Annotated in this window: 14 protein-coding genes and 2 tRNA genes; 8 read left to right on the forward strand and 8 right to left on the reverse strand. The window is 70.3% G+C overall.

Annotated features, from left to right (window positions below; genetic code table 11):
* Positions 1-78 precede the first annotated feature (78 nt).
* Positions 79-267 carry a hypothetical protein gene (locus B082_RS37665; protein WP_026249277.1) on the forward strand — a complete coding sequence of 63 codons (189 nt, stop codon included), beginning with the start codon at positions 79-81 and terminating at the stop codon, positions 265-267.
* Between the two features lie 93 nt (positions 268-360).
* Positions 361-1,452, forward strand: a complete 1,092-nt coding sequence (locus tag B082_RS0100660) for a PDZ domain-containing protein (protein WP_018549891.1) — start codon at positions 361-363, stop codon at positions 1,450-1,452.
* A gap of 21 nt (positions 1,453-1,473) precedes the next feature.
* On the opposite strand, the gene B082_RS0100665 is transcribed toward B082_RS0100660, so the two are convergent.
* Positions 1,474-2,043, reverse strand: a complete 570-nt coding sequence (locus B082_RS0100665) for a PPA1309 family protein (RefSeq protein ID WP_234018096.1) — start codon at positions 2,041-2,043, stop codon at positions 1,474-1,476.
* A 128-nt stretch (positions 2,044-2,171) separates the two neighbouring features.
* Between B082_RS0100665 and B082_RS0100670 the strand changes: the two genes are divergently transcribed.
* The 4 genes from B082_RS0100670 to B082_RS0100685 all read left to right on the forward strand — a co-directional run bounded on the left by B082_RS0100670 (position 2,172) and on the right by B082_RS0100685 (position 7,720).
* Positions 2,172-5,183: a UPF0182 family protein gene (locus tag B082_RS0100670; protein WP_026249278.1), complete on the forward strand. Its 3,012-nt coding sequence runs from the start codon at positions 2,172-2,174 to the stop codon at positions 5,181-5,183.
* Between the two features lie 52 nt (positions 5,184-5,235).
* Positions 5,236-5,309, forward strand: a tRNA-Met gene (locus B082_RS0100675).
* Positions 5,310-5,599: 290 nt separating this feature from the next.
* Positions 5,600-7,579 carry a tetratricopeptide repeat protein gene (locus B082_RS0100680; RefSeq protein ID WP_018549894.1) on the forward strand — a complete coding sequence of 660 codons (1,980 nt, stop codon included), beginning with the start codon at positions 5,600-5,602 and terminating at the stop codon, positions 7,577-7,579.
* A gap of 67 nt (positions 7,580-7,646) precedes the next feature.
* A tRNA-Met gene (locus B082_RS0100685) sits at positions 7,647-7,720 on the forward strand.
* A gap of 102 nt (positions 7,721-7,822) precedes the next feature.
* On the opposite strand, the gene B082_RS0100690 is transcribed toward B082_RS0100685, so the two are convergent.
* Positions 7,823-8,242: a Fur family transcriptional regulator gene (locus B082_RS0100690; protein WP_026249280.1), complete on the reverse strand. Its 420-nt coding sequence runs from the start codon at positions 8,240-8,242 to the stop codon at positions 7,823-7,825.
* A 178-nt stretch (positions 8,243-8,420) separates the two neighbouring features.
* Here B082_RS0100690 and B082_RS0100695 point away from each other — a divergent pair, with 178 nt between their 5' ends.
* Entirely contained in the window at positions 8,421-9,872 is a 1,452-nt protein-coding gene (locus B082_RS0100695; protein ID WP_018549896.1) for a catalase, read from the forward strand.
* 68 nt (positions 9,873-9,940) lie between these two features.
* On the opposite strand, the gene B082_RS0100700 is transcribed toward B082_RS0100695, so the two are convergent.
* The 6 genes from B082_RS0100700 to B082_RS0100725 all read right to left on the reverse strand — a co-directional run bounded on the left by B082_RS0100700 (position 9,941) and on the right by B082_RS0100725 (position 15,171).
* Positions 9,941-10,342, reverse strand: a complete 402-nt coding sequence (locus tag B082_RS0100700; protein ID WP_018549897.1) for a cyclic nucleotide-binding/CBS domain-containing protein — start codon at positions 10,340-10,342, stop codon at positions 9,941-9,943.
* A 185-nt stretch (positions 10,343-10,527) separates the two neighbouring features.
* On the reverse strand, positions 10,528-11,328 hold the full coding sequence (gene hisN, locus B082_RS0100705; RefSeq protein WP_018549898.1) for a histidinol-phosphatase: 801 nt from the start codon (positions 11,326-11,328) through the stop codon (positions 10,528-10,530).
* Positions 11,329-11,382: 54 nt separating this feature from the next.
* On the reverse strand, positions 11,383-11,706 hold the full coding sequence (locus B082_RS0100710; protein ID WP_018549899.1) for a DMT family transporter: 324 nt from the start codon (positions 11,704-11,706) through the stop codon (positions 11,383-11,385).
* A gap of 180 nt (positions 11,707-11,886) precedes the next feature.
* Positions 11,887-12,903, reverse strand: a complete 1,017-nt coding sequence (rsgA, locus tag B082_RS0100715) for a ribosome small subunit-dependent GTPase A (protein ID WP_018549900.1) — start codon at positions 12,901-12,903, stop codon at positions 11,887-11,889.
* A 3-nt stretch (positions 12,904-12,906) separates the two neighbouring features.
* Entirely contained in the window at positions 12,907-14,256 is a 1,350-nt protein-coding gene (gene aroA / locus B082_RS0100720; protein ID WP_026249281.1) for a 3-phosphoshikimate 1-carboxyvinyltransferase, read from the reverse strand.
* Positions 14,257-14,457: 201 nt separating this feature from the next.
* Positions 14,458-15,171, reverse strand: a complete 714-nt coding sequence (locus tag B082_RS0100725; RefSeq protein ID WP_018549902.1) for a M50 family metallopeptidase — start codon at positions 15,169-15,171, stop codon at positions 14,458-14,460.
* A 65-nt stretch (positions 15,172-15,236) separates the two neighbouring features.
* Here B082_RS0100725 and B082_RS0100730 point away from each other — a divergent pair, with 65 nt between their 5' ends.
* Entirely contained in the window at positions 15,237-16,052 is an 816-nt protein-coding gene (locus B082_RS0100730; protein ID WP_026249282.1) for an SOS response-associated peptidase, read from the forward strand.
* Positions 16,053-16,087 lie beyond the last annotated feature (35 nt).

A 16,087-nucleotide genomic window follows, 5' to 3' on the forward strand; every position in this document is an offset into this window, starting at 1 on the left:
GCCGTGAGCGTTGGTCCTGCGGATGGTTAATCTGCTGATCGGTCAGTTGCGACCGCTCATTGGGGTAGGGAGGTCGGCATGGCAGCACTCGCCTGGTTGTTGATTCCGCTTTTCGCTGCGTTCGGAGCAGCGATATGGGGAAGCTGGGCCGCACGTAATCGCACCACCGGTGACGTCACCGAACTCGCCGGGTACGCACGGTTCCGTGAAGCGATGGAGAAGTCGCACTCCGCTTCCGAACCGCTGGAGCAGATATCGAACGTCTGAGGCCGCGGAGACCGCCCTCGACGCCCCCGCCCCGGGCCCCGTACGGACCGGCCCCGGCGGTGCACTGACAGACCCTTCCCGTACTGTCGTTCCATGCCACGCCGCACCGCGACGATGCTCGCCTCCACGCTGATCCTGATCGCACTGATCTGTGCGGGCGTGGTCATCAAAGTGCCGTACTCGGAGATGTCGCCCGGCCCGACGGTGAACACGCTCGGCAAGGTCGCGGGCGACCCCGTCCTGCAGATCACCGGCCACCGGACGTACAAGACGTCCGGCAACCTCAACATGACCACCGTCAGGGTCACCGGCGCCGACTACAGCATGAACCTCGTGGAGGCCCTCTACGGGTGGCTGGCCCACGACAGTGTGGTCGTACCGCACGAGACGCTCTACCCGGACGGCAAGACCGAGGAGCAGTCGACGCAGGAGAACGCCGAGGAGTTCAGCCAGTCCCAGGAGAGCGCCAAGGTCGCGGCCCTCACCGAGCTCGGCATCCCGGTGACGTCGTACGTCGTGGTCTCGACCGTCGTCAAGGACAGCCCCGCCCAGGGCAAGCTGCACGCGGGCGACATCATCGAGGACGTCGACGGCACCGCGGTCGAGGGGCCCGAGGACGTCGCGAAGCTCGTCACCCGGCACAAGCCCGGCGAGGACGTCACCTTCACGGTGATCCCGGCCAAGACCGCGGCTGCGGCAGAGAAGGCCGGCAAGAAGCCCGAGGGCTCCGAGAAGGTCACCATCACCACCCGGAAGGCCTCCGCCAAGGAGAACCGCGCCATCGTCGGTATCCAGGCGGGGACGGACCACACCTTCCCCTTCGACATCGACATCAAGCTCGCCGACGTGGGCGGCCCGAGCGCGGGGCTGATGTTCGCCCTGGGCATTGTCGACAAGCTGACCCCGGGGCAGCTGACCGGCGGGAAGTTCATCGCCGGCACGGGCACCATCGACGACGACGGCAAGGTCGGCCCGATCGGCGGCATCAACATGAAGCTGGTCGGCGCGCGCGACGCGGGCGCACGCTACTTCCTGACCCCCGACGACAACTGCAAGGCCGCCGCGTCCGACACCCCCGACGGGCTCACCCTGATCCGGGTCAAGACCATCGCGGACGCCAAGAAGTCCCTGGACAAGCTCCGCGCGGGAGACACGGCCGGACTGCCGAGCTGCTCGACAGGCTGACCGCGCCCCCGCACCGGGCGGTCAGGACTCGAACGTCGCGGCAAGCGCCTCGGCCAGCCCCGGCACCAGGCCGGCACCGGTCAGCACCTCGCTGGGCGAGTCCTTCTCGCGCAGCCGTACGGCCGACTCGCGCGCCCCGTCCCGCAGCACGGCCACCGTCATCCGGACCTCCTGCCGGTCCGGATGCTCGGCGACCCACTCGGTCAGCCGCTTCTCGTCGAGGCCTTCGGGCACGGAGGCCTCGGCGGACGGCGGCAGCATCAGCCGCTCCACCGTCATCGCGCACCCGACGACCGCGTCGGGCCAGGCGATCGTGGCGAGGAACTCGTCCAGCGCCGTCCCCGCCGGCAGCTCCTCCTGCTCGATGGGGGTCAGTGCGGCGGGCTTCGAGCCGTCGTCGTCCAGGCCGAGCTGGGCGGCGAGCCCTGGTTCCTGGACCCGCAGCCGGGCGGTGTCGACCAGGGCGAAGAGGCGGGCGGGCTGGTCCCAGCCGAGGCCGGAGATGTACTCGTCGATTTCGAGCACCGCGACGGTGAGCGGGCTCGCGGCCATCGGAGGGCCTGAGGGGGAAACGTTGGGCATGGACAACATCCTGCCTCCTTCCGCCCCGGGAACGGGAACTAGGTAAAGCATCAGTAAGTTGAAGGGATGGGCTCTACGATCGCTGGGCCCGCTCCACACGACCCGCGAACTTCGAGGTGCGCACGTTGGCTTTCCAGATGCCGGACCGCGGCGGAGGCCCGACCGGGCCACGGATCAGAGTCGGCCGCCCGTCCCGGCGCGCCCGAACCCTGCTCATGACACTTGGCGTCCTGGCGATTCTCGCCATGGCGTTCGTCATGTTCGCGGGGTTCTGGACGGACTGGCTCTGGTACAGGTCGGTCGCGTATTCGTCCGTCTTCACCACCACCCTGTGGACCAAGATCGGGCTGTTCCTCGTCTTCGGACTGCTGATGGCCCTGGCCGTCGGTCTGAACATCTGGCTCGCGCACCGGCTCCGGCCGCCGCTGAGCGCGATGTCGCTGGAGCAGCAGAGCCTGGACCGCTACCGGATGAGTCTCGCCCCGTACAAGAAGTGGGTGCTGCTCGCGATCACCGCGCTCGTCGGTCTGATCGCCGGGGCCTCGGCCTCGGGCCAGTGGCGTACCTGGCTGATGTATGTGAACGGCGTGTCGTTCGGCCAGAAGGACCCCCAGTTCCATCTGGACGTGTCGTTCTACGCCTTCGACCTGCCCTGGTACCGCTTCCTGCTGGGCTTCGGCTTCGCGGCGACGGTCCTCTCCCTGATCGCCGCCGCCCTGACCCACTACCTGTACGGCGGGCTGCGCATCACCAGCCCCGGCGCGCGGGCCACGGGCGCGGCCACCGGCCACCTCTCGGTGCTGCTCGGCGTCTTCGTGACGCTGAAGGCCGTGGCGTACTGGCTGGACCGCTACGGCCTGGCCGTGAAGTCCAGTGACTTCAAGGCCACGGACAACTGGACGGGCCTGCGGTACGTCGACGCCAACGCGTATCTGCCGGCGAAGACGATCCTGTTCTGCATCGCCGCGATCTGCGCGGTGCTGTTCTTCGCGACGCTGTGGCGGCGCACCTGGCAGCTCCCGGTGATCGGCTTCGGGCTGATGGTCCTCTCGGCGATCCTGATCGGCGGGCTCTACCCGGCGATCGTGCAGAAGTTCCAGGTCCAGCCGAACGAGCAGGCCAAGGAAGCCCCGTTCATCCAGAAGAACATCAAGGCCACGCGCGAGGCCTACGACATCGACAACGCCCAGGTCACGGACTACGCGGGCCAGTCGACGGAGGACGACGGCACCAAGCTCCGGGCGAGCGCGGACTCCGCGGCGAGCTACCGGGTCATGGACCCCAACGTCGTCTCGCCGGCCTTCCAGCAGCTCCAGCAGAAGAGGAACTACTACCAGTTCCCCAAGACGCTCGACGTCGACCGCTACAAGGACGAGTCCGGCAAGGACCAGGACACGGTCATCGGTCTGCGCGAGCTCAACATCCAGGGCATCCCCAAGCGCAACTGGATCAACGACCACTTCACCTACACCCATGGCTACGGCGCCATCGCGGCCCGGGGCACCACGACCGGCAAGAACCCGAAGGGATCTCCCGACTTCACCGAGTCCGGCCTGCCGACCACCGGCGACCTGGGCACGTACAAGCAGGAGATCTACTACGGCGAGAAGACCGAGCAGTACTCCATCGTCGGCGGGCCCCAGAAGGAGCTCGACTACGAGGAGGACGGCGAGAAGACCACCAGCTACAAGGGCAACAGCGGGGTCAGTCTCTCCAGCGCGTTCAACCGGGCCGCGTACGCGGTGGCGTTCAGCGAGCCGCAGATCCTGTACTCGGGAGCCATCGGCGACGGTTCGCGGATCCTCTACAACCGCACGCCCAAGGAGCGCGTCGAGGCGGTGGCCCCCTGGCTCACCATCGACGGCGACGCCTACCCGGCCGTGGTCAACAAGCGGATCCAGTGGGTCGTCGACGCGTACACCACGACCAACGGCTACCCGTACGCCTCGCGGACCACGCTCGGTGACACCACGGCCGACTCGCTGACCACGAACCAGCGCGCGGTCGTCGCCCAGCAGAACCAGGTCAACTACATCCGCAACTCGGTGAAGGCGACCGTCGACGCGTACGACGGGACGGTCACGCTGTACGAGTGGGACACCGAGGACCCCGTCCTCAAGACCTGGCGCAAGGCGTTCCCCGGGACCGTGAAGTCCAAGTCGGACATCCCGCAGGAGCTCATGGAGCACCTGCGCTACCCGCAGGACCTGTTCAAGGTGCAGCGCGAGCTGCTGACCCGCTACCACGTCACGAGCCCCGCCCAGTTCTACAGCGGCAGTGACGCCTGGCAGGTCCCGGACGACCCGACCAACAAGGAGTCCGGCTCCGTCCCGCCGTACTACCTGAGCATAAAGATGCCGGACCAGTCGGCCCAGAAGTTCTCGCTGACCACGACCTTCACCCCCAAGGGGCGACCCGACCTGGGTGCGTTCATGGCGGTGGACGCCGATGCGGCCAGCAAGGACTACGGCACGATAAGACTCCTGAGAGTCACCGGAGCCGTGAAGGGTCCCGGCCAGGTACAGAGTGAGCTCAACGGCAACGACGACGTCGCCGAGTTCGTGCGGAACCTCAAGGGCACCGACTCCGACATCGAGTACGGCAACCTGCTGACCGTGCCGCTCGAAGGGGGCTTCCTCTACATCGAGCCGGTCTACACGCGCGGTGGCACGCAGAACTACCCGCTGCTGCGCAAGGTCGCCGCCTCGTACGGCTCGAAGATCGTCTTCGAGAACAGTCTCGGTGAGGCGCTCAACGCCGTCTTCGGCACCGAGGGCTCCGATACGAGCGAGCCACCGGGCGACACCACCGAGCCGCCGGACACCACCCAGCCGCCGGCCACCGGTGACGCCGCGCTCAAGAAGGCCATCTCCGATGCGCAGAAGGCGTACACGGAAGGTGAGGCGGCCCTGAAGAAGCAGGACTGGGCGGCCTACGGCAAGGCGCAGACCGATCTCCAGGACGCGCTGGAGCGGGCGGCGGCGGCCCAGTCCAAGGTCGAGAGCGACGGCAAGGCCGACAGTGACGGCAAGGGCGACGGCGACGGCAAGGCCGACAGTGACGGCAAGGGCGACAAGGCCGGTACGAACAAGGCGTCGGACAAGTCGGACAAGGCCAGTGATACGGCGAACGATGCCGGTGGGGCCTGAGTGACCCGGTAAAGCTCCACCTCCGCGTCGTGGTACGGTTTGAACACAACGACGCGGGGTGGAGCAGCTCGGTAGCTCGCTGGGCTCATAACCCAGAGGTCGCAGGTTCAAATCCTGTCCCCGCTACTGAAAGACGAAGGCCCGGATCCTCCAGGGGATCCGGGCCTTCGTCATGCGTGATGGCATTTCCAGGTGATGGGCGTGAAGTGCGGTTCGCGGGGCACGAGTTGGCCGCGGACGTGTTTGACTTGTCTCTCTGTGGGCATGTCGACAAAACGCTGAAGTGACCTCACTGGCCGCGATATACCAGGTGTACGCGGGTTGTAGGTGGTGCGACGATGGTATTTATGGGGGACAGGGCAACTCTGTTGAAGACAGGGCGGTTTGCGCGGGGTCACGTCCATCCGGAGGAAAAGATGGCGGATGTGGCGTTTGTCGCTGCCACCGCCCAGTACAACGACATCATCGAGAGCGCCGAGACTGCGGAGTGTGCCGCGAGCGTCGAGAGTGCAGAGTCCGTTGAGACCGCCGACGGCGTGGAGAACGCCGAGGGAGCGGAGACCGCGGCGAGCGCGGACAACGCCGAGAGCGAGGCGCGCCACCGCAGGGCCGCCGACGCCGGTGACACCGCTTCGATGAGTGTGCTCGGCGCGCTGCTGCTGCGCCGGGGTGATCTGGCGGGCGCCGAGCCCTACCTGCGCGCCGCCACCGCCGACGGCGACCGTGCCGCGGCCAACAACCTGGGCGTCCTGCTGCACCAGCGCGGATACCCCGACGAGGCCGCGGGCTGGTGGCGGACCGCCGCGGTCGCCGGCTCCGCGGCCGCCGCGCACGCCCTGGGCCGGCACCTGCGCGAGCGCGGGGACGAGCCCGGCGCCGAGTACTGGCTGCGCCAGTCCGCCGAGCAGGGCCACGCGCTGGGCGCGTACGCCCTCGCCGACCTGCTGGAACACCGCAGTGACGTCGGCGCCGAGCGCTGGCTGCGCGCTGCGGCCGAGCAGGGCCACCGCGAGGCGGCCTACCGGCTCGCGCGCACGCTGGAGCGCAACGCCGCCGACGCCGACCACGACGCGTTCGGCCGCGCCGGCCTCGGTCCCCGCGACGCCGGCCGCGCGCCTGACCCGGCCGCGCCCCGGCGCCCCGCCGCCCGCAAGGACGACGGCCCGGTCGCCGGCCCCGAGCCGTCCCGCACCGGCGAGGCCGAGCAGTGGTACCGGCAGGCCGCCGCGCGCGGTCACCGGCGGGCCGCCCTGCACCTCGGCGCCATCCTCGAACAGCGCGGCGAGCTCAAGGAGGCCGGCCGCTGGTACCTCATCTCGGCCAAGGCCGGCGAGGCTCGGGCCGCCTGCGCGCTCGGCTTCCTGCTGCGCGACGCGGGCGACCGGGAGAGCGCCGCGGTGTGGTGGCTGCGCGCCGCCCAGGACGGTGACGGCAACGCCGCGAACGCCCTCGGGGCCCTGCACGCGGCCAGGGGCGAGCAGCAGACCGCCGAGCGCTGGTACCGCGCGGCGATGGACGCGGGTGACGTCAACGGCGCCTACAACCTCGGACTGCTCTGCGCCGCCCAGGACCGCACGGCGCAGGCCGAGCAGTGGTACCGCCGCGCCGCCTACGCGGGCCACCGCGAGGCCGCCAACGCGCTGGCCGTGCTCCTGCTCCAGGCCGGCGACCCGGTCGGCGCCGAGCCCTGGTTCTCCAAGGCGGCCGAGGCCGGCAGCGTCGACGCCGCCTTCAACCTGGGCATCCTGTACGCCGGGCGTGACGAGGACCGCACGGCCCTGCTCTGGTACGAGCGGGCCGCGGCGGCCGGTCACACCGAGGCGGCGCTCCAGGTCGGCATGGCGCTGCTGCACCACGGCGAGGAGCGCGAGGCCGAGCGGCACCTGCGCTGCGCCGCCGGCGGCGGCAGCGCGGAGGCGGCCTTCCGGCTGGCCGGGGTGCTCGACTCGCGGCAGCCGCCGCCCGGACCGCCCGCGCTGGGCGAGCCGCTGCCGGAGAAGACCGAGTGCGAGGAGTGGTACGAGCGGGCGGCCGAGCAGGGGCACCGCCGCGCCCAGGTCCGCGTCGGCATGCTCGCCGCCTCCCGGGGCGACGTGGAGAGCGCCGGCCGCTGGTACCGGGAGGCGGCCGAGGCAGGCAGCCGCAACGGGGCGTTCAACCTCGGTCTGCTGCTCGCCCGCGAGGGCAGCGAGCGCGAGGCCGCCCTGTGGTGGACCCGGGCCGCCGCCGACGGGCACGGGCGGGCCGCGCTGCGCCTCGCCCTGCTGGCCGCGCGCCGCGGTGAGCTGGCCGAGGGGAAGCGGTGGTGTGCGCGGGCGGTCGAGCTGGGGCCCGCGGAGGTCGCGGAGCGGGCCGCGCGGCTGCGCGAGGCGCTGCACCAGGAGCTGACCGCGTGAACCGGCGGGGCCCCGGCAATGAATTTGCACTGGTCCAAGGGGTGCCGTAGGGTTATGAACACAACGACGCGGGGTGGAGCAGCTCGGTAGCTCGCTGGGCTCATAACCCAGAGGTCGCAGGTTCAAATCCTGTCCCCGCTACTGAAGACAGAAGGCCGGATCTTTTCGAAGATCCGGCCTTCTGTGTGTGCGCATGTGCGGGCACGCGTGTGTGCGCTCCGTCCCGCGCGGGAGGTGCGTGGCTCAGGCGGCCGCGGCGCACTCCGGGCAGATGCCCCGGTAGGTCATCTCGACGCCGGAGATCGTGAAGCCGAAGCGCTCGCCGGAGGGCAGATCCGCCAGCGGGTCGCCGGACGGGTGCACATCGCGGATGGCGCCGCACTTCGCGCACACCAGGTGGTGGTGGGCGCGGTGCGCGTTGGGGTCGTAGCGCTTGGCGCGGCGGTCGGTGGAGACCTCGATGACCTCGCCGAGGGTCACCATCTCGCCCAGCGTGTTGTAGACGGTGGCGCGGGAGATCTCGGGCAGCCTGGCCACCGCACGTGCGTGGACCTCGTCGGCCGTCAGGTGCACATGGTCCCCGTCGAGGACCTCGGCCACGACGCGCCGCTGTGCGGTCATGCGCCAGCCGCGTCCTCGAAGTCGTTCCAGCAGGTCACTCATGGGCGCCAGTCTAGCAGCGCGGGGGCCGTCTCTTGAATAGGTGCGATTTTGGATGCTCGCTTGACTTGGACTTTGTCCATTGTAGGATCGCTTATGGCATCGGCCGGAGGACAGGAAGGCCGCGAAGCCGCGCACGGCATGAAGGCATGACGTGCGGAAACGATCGCAGGAGGCGCACGTGACGCAGGGACCGCTCACCACGGAGGCCGGCGCGCCGGTCGCCGACAACCAGCAGAGTGAGACCGCGGGTGCCGGTGGACCGGTCCTGGTCCAGGACCAGTTGCTGCTGGAGAAGCTCGCGCACTTCAACCGTGAGCGCATTCCGGAGCGCGTGGTGCACGCACGCGGCGCCGGTGCGTACGGCACGTTCACGCTGACCCGTGACGTGTCGCAGTGGACGCGGGCGAAGTTCCTCTCCGAGGTCGGCAAGCAGACCGAGACGTTCCTGCGCTTCTCCACCGTCGCGGGCAACCTCGGCGCCGCCGACGCGGTACGCGACCCGCGCGGCTTCTCGCTGAAGTTCTACACCGAGGAGGGCAACTACGACCTCGTCGGCAACAACACCCCCGTCTTCTTCGTCCGGGACGCCATCAAGTTCCCCGACTTCATCCACACCCAGAAGCGCGACCCGTACACCGGCTCCCAGGAGGCGGACAACGTCTGGGACTTCTGGGGTCTCTCGCCCGAGTCCACCCACCAGGTGACCTGGCTCTTCGGCGACCGGGGCATCCCCGCCTCGTACCGTCACATGGACGGCTTCGGCTCGCACACCTACCAGTGGAACAACGAGGCGGGCGAGGTCTTCTGGGTCAAGTACCACTTCAAGACCGACCAGGGGATCAAGAACCTCACCACCGACGAGGCGAACCGCCTCTCCGGTGTGGACCCCGACAGCCACCAGCGGGACCTGCGCGAGTCCATCGAGCGCGGCGACTTCCCGACCTGGACCGTGCAGGTGCAGATCATGCCGGCGGCCGAGGCGGCGACGTACCGCTTCAACCCGTTCGACCTGACCAAGGTGTGGCCGCACGCGGACTACCCGCCGGTCGAGATCGGCAAGCTGGAACTCAACCGCAACCCGGAGAACATCTTCGCCGAGGTCGAGCAGTCCATCTTCAGCCCGGCGCACTTCGTGCCCGGCATCGGTCCCTCGCCCGACAAGATGCTCCAGGGTCGCCTGTTCGCGTACGGCGACGCGCACCGCTACCGCGTCGGCATCAACGCCGACCACCTGCCGGTGAACCGCCCGCACGCCACCGAGGCGCGTACCAACAGCCGTGACGGCTACCTGTACGACGGCCGCCACAAGGGCACCAAGAACTACGAGCCGAACAGCTTCGGCGGCCCCGCCCAGACGGACCGGCCGCTGTGGGAGTCCACCCCCGTCACGGGCGGCACCGGCAACCACGAGACCCCGCGTCACGCCGAGGACGACGACTTCGTGCAGGCCGGCAACCTCTACCGGCTCATGTCCGAGGACGAGAAGGGCCGGCTGATCGACAACCTCGCGGGGTTCATCGCGAAGGTCTCGCGCGACGACATCGCGGAGCGCGCGATCGGTAACTTCCGCCGGGCCGACGAGAACTTCGGCAAGCGGCTGGAGGCGGCCGTGCAGGCGCTGCGCGCCTGAGTCCCCTCGGCCGTTCGCGACCGGCCCGGCCCCGCACCCGGGGGCCGGGCCGGTCGCATGCGCGGTGGTCAGCCGACCAGCTCCACCGGGTGGTGGCGCAGCGGCGACCAGCAGCGGATGATGTCGCGCACCGAGACGACCCCGACCGGACCGTCGTCGTCCAGCACGATCAGATGGCGGAAGCCGCCGTGGGTCATGGCCGCCGCGGCCTCTTCGAGGGTCCAGGCGGGGGCGGCGAAGACCACGTCGGTGGTGGTGTGCGCGGAGGCGGTTTCGGCGTCCGGGTCCTGGCCCGAGCCGACCGCGTTGAGGATGTCGCGCTCGGTGAGGATGCCGAACCCGCTGGTATCGGGGTCGTGGACGACGGCCGCCCCGATCCGCCGGGCCGACATCAGCCGGGCGGCTTGGCGCAGGGTATGGGCCGGGCCGATGGTGAGGACCACCGTGCTCATGGCGTCGCGGACGAGCATGAAGAGAGCCACCTCCTCGGTGAAGCGACCGCATGGCCGATTCACAAGTTCACAAGTGGGGGAGCTCTCAGAGTTGCACCGATGAGTCAGGGCAACAAGGGGGAGCGAAGATCACCGGAGGGGCGTGCAGGGGTGCGGCACACCCCTCCGGTGACGAGTACGCCGCCCGGCGGGCGAAGCGGCGGTCAGTAACGCTGGTTCAGGTAACCCAGCAACTCGTGATGGAGGACGCCGTTCGACGCCGCGGCGTTCCCCCCGCCCGGACCGCTGACACCGTCCAGACTGGTGAAACTGCCGCCCGCCTCCTGGACGATGATCGCGTTCGCCGCCATGTCCCACAGCGAGAGCTCCGGCTCCGCGCAGATGTCCACAGACCCCTCGGCGACCATCATGTACGGCCAGAAGTCCCCGTAGCCCCGGGTCCGCCAGCAGGCCCGGGTCAGGTCCATGAACCCGTCGAGCCGGCCCAGCTCCTCCCAGCCGGTCAGCGAGGAGTACGCGAACGAGGCGTCCGAGATCCGCTCCACCTTGGAGACGTGCAGCCGGGTCGCGGATGTCAGGCTGCGGCCGGTGTACGCCCCCGCGCCCTTCGCCGCCCACCAGCGCCGGTTCAGCGCCGGCGCCGACACCACACCCATGACCGGCTGGAACCCGTCCTCACCCGCCTCCATCAGCGAGATCAGCGTCGCCCAGACCGGCACGCCCCGTACGTAGTTCTTGGTGCCGTCGATCGGGTCGATCACCCAGCGCCGCGGCCCCGTGCCCTCGATCCCGAACTCCTCGCCCAGGATCGCGTCGCGCGGGCGCGCCCGGTGCAGATGCCCCCGGATCAGCTCCTCGGCGGCCTTGTCGGCCTCGCTCACCGGCGTCATGTCCGGCTTGGTCTCGACCTTCAGGTCCAGAGCCTTGAACCGGTCCATGGTCACCGCGTCGGCGGCGTCGGCCAGCACATGGGCGAGGCGCAGATCATCGTGGTAATCGGGCATGCCGTCACAGTATCGACCCGCCGGTGACCCCGGCCACAGGGCCCCGGAGCCCGGTCAGTGGGCGGAGCCCGAGAGCTGGAGGCCGATCACGCCGAGGATCACCAGCGAGATCGACACCAGCTTGAGCACCGAGACCACGTCGTTGAGGAAGACCATGCCGTAGATCGCGGTACCCGCAGCGCCGATGCCGGTCCACACCGCGTACGCGGGCCCGACGTCGAGCTTCTTCAGCGCCATGGTCAGCAGGCCGAAGCTGCCGAGCGCGAAGACGCAGAACGCGATGGTCGGCCACAGCCGGGAGAAGCCGTGCGAGAGCTTCAGACAGACCGCGAAGCCGGTTTCCAGAAGTCCCGCGACCACGACCAGCAGCCACGCCATCGTCAGTGCCCTCCCGCATCGGTGACCGCCCGGCAACGCCCGCTACCACCGAGCATGATTCGTGATTATGCACTTACCGGCGGCGAGTGATCGCAAACGTACCCGGCCCGGTCATCTGTTCGTCGCATCCGGCCCCACAGGGACCGGCCGCCCGCGCGCCGTACCCGCACCGGACGGTGTTCAGTCGCCCTCGCGCCGGTTACGTGTGGACAGCAGTCGCCGCAACGAGTCCAGCCGTGCCGGGTCCGCGTGCCCCGCCGCCACCCAGGCATCCAGGGCGCATTCCGGTTCGTGGCTGTCGTGGGTGCAGCCGCGCGGGCACTCCTCGGTGCCGGGCTGGAGGTCGGGGAAGGCGTTGATCACCCGGGACGGGTCGACGTGGTGCAGCCCGAACGAACGGACGCCCGGGGTGTCGATGACCCAGCCCCGGTAGTCCGGCAGCGGCAGCGCCAGCGCCGACGTCGTGGTGTGCCGGCCCCGGCCCGTGACCGCGTTGACGACCCCGGTGGTGCGCCGCTTCTCCTTCGGTACGAGCGCGTTGACCAGGGTGGTCTTGCCGACACCGGAGTGCCCGACGAAGGCCGTCACCCGGTCGTTGAGCTGTTCGCGGACCCGGTCGGCCGCGTCCCCGTTCTCCAGCTCCTCGCGGCTGGTGACGACGAACGGCACGCCCAGCGGGGTGTACGCGCTCAGCAGCTTGTCGGGCGACGCCAGGTCGGACTTGGTCAGCACCAGGAGCGGGGAGAGCCCGCCGTCGTACGCGGCGACCAGGCAGCGGTCGATCATGCGCGGGCGGGGTTCCGGATCGGCCAGGGCGGTGACGATCGCCAACTGGTCCGCGTTGGCCACCACCACCCGCTCGAACGGGTCGTCGTCGTCCGCCGTCCGGCGCAGCACCGAGCGGCGCTCACCGATGCGCACGATCCGGGCGAGGGTGTCCTTGCCCCCGGACAGATCGCCGACCAGGGAGACCGTGTCGCCGACCACCGCGGCCTTGCGGCCCAGTTCGCGGGCCTTCATCGCGATGATGGTGCGGCCGTCCACGAGGCAGGTGAGGCGGCCCCGGTCCACGGTGAGGACCATGCCCTCCTCGGCGTCCTCGTGCTTGGGCCGGATGTGGGTGCGCGGGCGGTTGCCCTTGCGGTTGGGGCGGACGCGGATGTCGTCCTCGTCGGGGTTCTTGCCGTAGCGGCGCATGTCTCAGGCCCCGAGCATTCCGGTCCACATCTGCGGGAAGTCGGGCAGGGTCTTGGCGGTCGTCGCCACGTTCTCGATCTCCACTCCGGGGACGGCAAGGCCGATGACCGACCCCGCGGTGGCCATCCGGTGGTCGTCGTACGTATGGAAGGTACCGCCGTGCAGCGGTCGCGGCCGGATGCGGAGGCCGTCCGCGGTCTCGGTGACGTCGCCGCCCAGCTCGTTGATCTCCTTGGTGAGCGCGGCCAGCCGGTCCGTCTCGTGGAGGCGCAGGTGGGCGACGCCGCTGAGTGTCGAGGGGGAGTCGGCCAGGGCGGCGACGGCCGCGATGCCCGGGGTCAGCTCGCCGACCTCGCCGAGGTCCACGTCGATGCCGTGGATACGGCCCGAGCCGGTGAAGGTGAGCCCGTGCTCGGTCAGCTCGCAACTGCCGCCCATCGCGGTGAAGATCTCGCGCAGCGCGTCACCGGGCTGCGTGGTGCGCAGCGGCCAGTCCGGGATGGTGACCCGCCCGCCGGTGACCAGCGCCGCGGCCAGGAACGGCTGGGCGTTGGAGAGGTCCGGCTCGATGGTCAGGTCGCGGCCGAGCAGGGCGGAGGGGGAGACCCGCCAGACGTTCGGCTCGCCGCCCGTCTCGGGCTCGTCGACCTGCGCGCCGACCGCCCGGAGCATGTCGACGGTCATCCGGATGTGCGGCATCGAGGGCAGCCGGTCGCCGGTGTGGCGGACCTCCACGCCCTGGTTGAAACGCGGCGCCGACAGCAGCAGCGCCGAGACGAACTGGGAGGACGAGGACGCGTCGATCGCCACCCGGCCGCCGTCCAGCGCCCCGCTGCCGTGCACGGTCATCGGCAGCGAGCCCCGGGAGTCGTCGTCGATCCGGGCGCCGAGCACCCGCAGGGCGTCGATCACCCCGGTCAGCGGGCGCTCGTAGGACCGGGGGTCGCCGTCGAAGCGGACCGGGCCGTCGGCGAGCGCGGCGACCGGGGGCAGGAAGCGCATGACCGTACCGGCGTTGCCGACGTCCACCGTGACCGGGCCGTGCAGGGGGGCCGGGATGACCCGCCAGGCCTCGCCCGCCGCCTCCGGGACCCCGGCGCCGTCCGTCGCCGCGGAGCTGGACGACACCGTCTCCTCGATGCGTACGCCCATCGCGCGCAGCGCGTCCGCCATCAGCAGGGTGTCACGGGAACGCAGCGGGCGGCGCAGCCAGCCCGGCTCCGAGGAGAGCGCGGCGAGGACCAGCGCACGGTTGGTGACCGACTTGGAACCGGGCACGGTGACGGTCGCGTCGACGGCTCCGCTCGCATGCGGAGCGGGCCAGAGGGCGGGGTGCACGGCACTATCGGTCATGCGGTTCACTTTAACGGCCTCACCCGCGACAGCGAGCGGGCTCCCGACGCCCTGCGACTCCGCCTCCGGCGTTGTCGTCGGTCGGCGACGCTCCGCGTCGCCTCCCTCCTCCGCCTTGGATGCGAAGCCGCATGACGCCGCTCGCTGATCCACTCGCTGTCGCGGGTGAGGCCGTAAGGGTTTGAGCCCCTGTGGGCCGGGTCAGAGCCCCAGCAGCCAGCGGCCTCCGCCGATCAGCGAGCACAGCGAGACCGCGTGGAAGAGGAACAGCCACAGCGCCGCCGGGACGTCGGTCAGGCGGGAGAGCTGGTCCGCGTCCGAGTCCGGGGCCCCGCCGTGCCGCCGCTTCGACTGGAGCTCGAACACCGGACGCACCCCGCCCAGCAGCAGGAACCAGACCACGCTGTAGGCGAACACGGACTGCCAGTCAGGTGAGGCCAGCCAGGAGACGAGCAGGAAGAGCGAACCGGTGAGGATCACCGTCAGCGCCCCGTACACATTGCGGATCATCACCAGCATCACCGCGAGCAGGGCCGTGGCCACCCACAGCAGCAGCGTGATCCGGCCGTCCACCAGCAGCCAGGCGCCGCCGAGCCCGAGCAGGGAGGGCGCGGTGTAGCCCGCCGCCGCGGTCAGGACCATGCCGATACCGGTCGGCTTGCCCCGGCTCACCGTCAGCCCGCTGGTGTCCGAGTGCAGCCGGATGCCCGAGAGCTGCCGGCCGGAGAGCAGGGCGATCAGCCCGTGGCCGCCCTCGTGGGCGATGGTGATCGCGTTGCGGGACAGCCGCCACAGGGCGTTCGGGACGACGGCGATGAGCGCCGCGGTCGCGGTGACCACCACCAGCCACTGCTCGGGAGCGGGCTGGGTGCCGACGACGCGGTCCCACAGATTGCCGAGATCGGTGCTGTCCATGGGGTGGGCGGCTCCTTGCGGGAGTGGGGTCCGGACGGGGCGGCGGTCGTGGCAGTCTGGCACTTATGTGCGGACGGTATGCAGCGAGTCGGCGGCCCGAGGACCTGACCGGACTCTTCCAGGTGGAGAAGTGGGAACCGGCCGAGGCGCTGGAGCCCGATTACAACGTGGCGCCGACCAAGGAGGTCTACGCCGTACTGGAACGTCCTGTGAAAGACGCGGACGACCAGCGTCCGGTTCGCCAGATGCGCGCACTGAAATGGGGGCTGGTCCCGTCCTGGGCCAAGAGCCCCGAGGGCGCCGCCCGGATGATCAACGCCCGCGCCGAAACCGTCCACGAGAAGCCGTCGTTCCGCCGCCCCTTCGTCTCCCGGCGCTGCATCCTGCCCGCCGACGGCTATTACGAGTGGGTGACCGGCGCCGAGGAGCGGCAGCTGGAGGAGAAGGGCCGCCGCAAGCGCCCCCGTAAGCAGCCCTACTTCGTGACCCCCGCCGACGGCTCCGTCTTCGCCATGGCCGGTCTGTACGAGTTCTGGCGCGACCGGACCCTGCCCGACGACCACCCCCGGGCCTGGTGGGTCACCTGCTCCGTGATCACCACCGAGGCGGAGACCGACCCGCTCGCCGTGGCCCCCGCCGAGGGACCGGCCGCGCTCGCCGACATCCACCCCCGGATGCCGCTGATGCTCACCCCGGACCGCTGGGACGACTGGCTGGACCCCTCGCGCACCGACATCGAGGAGCTGCGCGGCCTGCTCGCACCGCCGCCCCCCGGCCTGATGCGCGCCTACCCGGTGGCGACCGCCGTCAGCAACGTCCGCAACAACGGACCCGAGCTGAAGGACGAGCTGGCCGAGCCCGAGGTCGGCACGCTGTTCTGAGCCACGCGCCGGAGCGCCGCCGCGCGCACCGGTGT

The sequence above is a fragment of the Streptomyces sp. ATexAB-D23 genome (genome assembly GCF_000373645.1).
In the GTDB taxonomy this organism is placed as follows: Bacteria; Actinomycetota; Actinomycetes; order Streptomycetales; family Streptomycetaceae; genus Streptomyces; species Streptomyces castrisilvae.

Coding starts and splice junctions, on each gene's coding strand:
- rsgA (WP_018549900.1), bottom strand. CDS start 12,903: ATGCGCCGCTACGGCAAGAACCCCGACGAGGACGACATCCGCGTCCGC.
- B082_RS0100665 (WP_234018096.1), bottom strand. CDS start 2,043: ATGTTGTCCATGCCCAACGTTTCCCCCTCAGGCCCTCCGATGGCCGCG.
- B082_RS0100710 (WP_018549899.1), bottom strand. CDS start 11,706: ATGGCGTGGCTGCTGGTCGTGGTCGCGGGACTTCTGGAAACCGGCTTC.
- B082_RS0100670 (WP_026249278.1), top strand. CDS start 2,172: ATGCCGGACCGCGGCGGAGGCCCGACCGGGCCACGGATCAGAGTCGGC.
- B082_RS37665 (WP_026249277.1), top strand. CDS start 79: ATGGCAGCACTCGCCTGGTTGTTGATTCCGCTTTTCGCTGCGTTCGGA.
- aroA (WP_026249281.1), bottom strand. CDS start 14,256: ATGACCGATAGTGCCGTGCACCCCGCCCTCTGGCCCGCTCCGCATGCG.
- B082_RS0100660 (WP_018549891.1), top strand. CDS start 361: ATGCCACGCCGCACCGCGACGATGCTCGCCTCCACGCTGATCCTGATC.
- B082_RS0100725 (WP_018549902.1), bottom strand. CDS start 15,171: ATGGACAGCACCGATCTCGGCAATCTGTGGGACCGCGTCGTCGGCACC.
- B082_RS0100700 (WP_018549897.1), bottom strand. CDS start 10,342: ATGCTCGTCCGCGACGCCATGAGCACGGTGGTCCTCACCATCGGCCCG.
- hisN (WP_018549898.1), bottom strand. CDS start 11,328: ATGCCCGATTACCACGATGATCTGCGCCTCGCCCATGTGCTGGCCGAC.
- B082_RS0100730 (WP_026249282.1), top strand. CDS start 15,237: ATGTGCGGACGGTATGCAGCGAGTCGGCGGCCCGAGGACCTGACCGGA.
- B082_RS0100680 (WP_018549894.1), top strand. CDS start 5,600: ATGGCGGATGTGGCGTTTGTCGCTGCCACCGCCCAGTACAACGACATC.
- B082_RS0100690 (WP_026249280.1), bottom strand. CDS start 8,242: ATGAGTGACCTGCTGGAACGACTTCGAGGACGCGGCTGGCGCATGACC.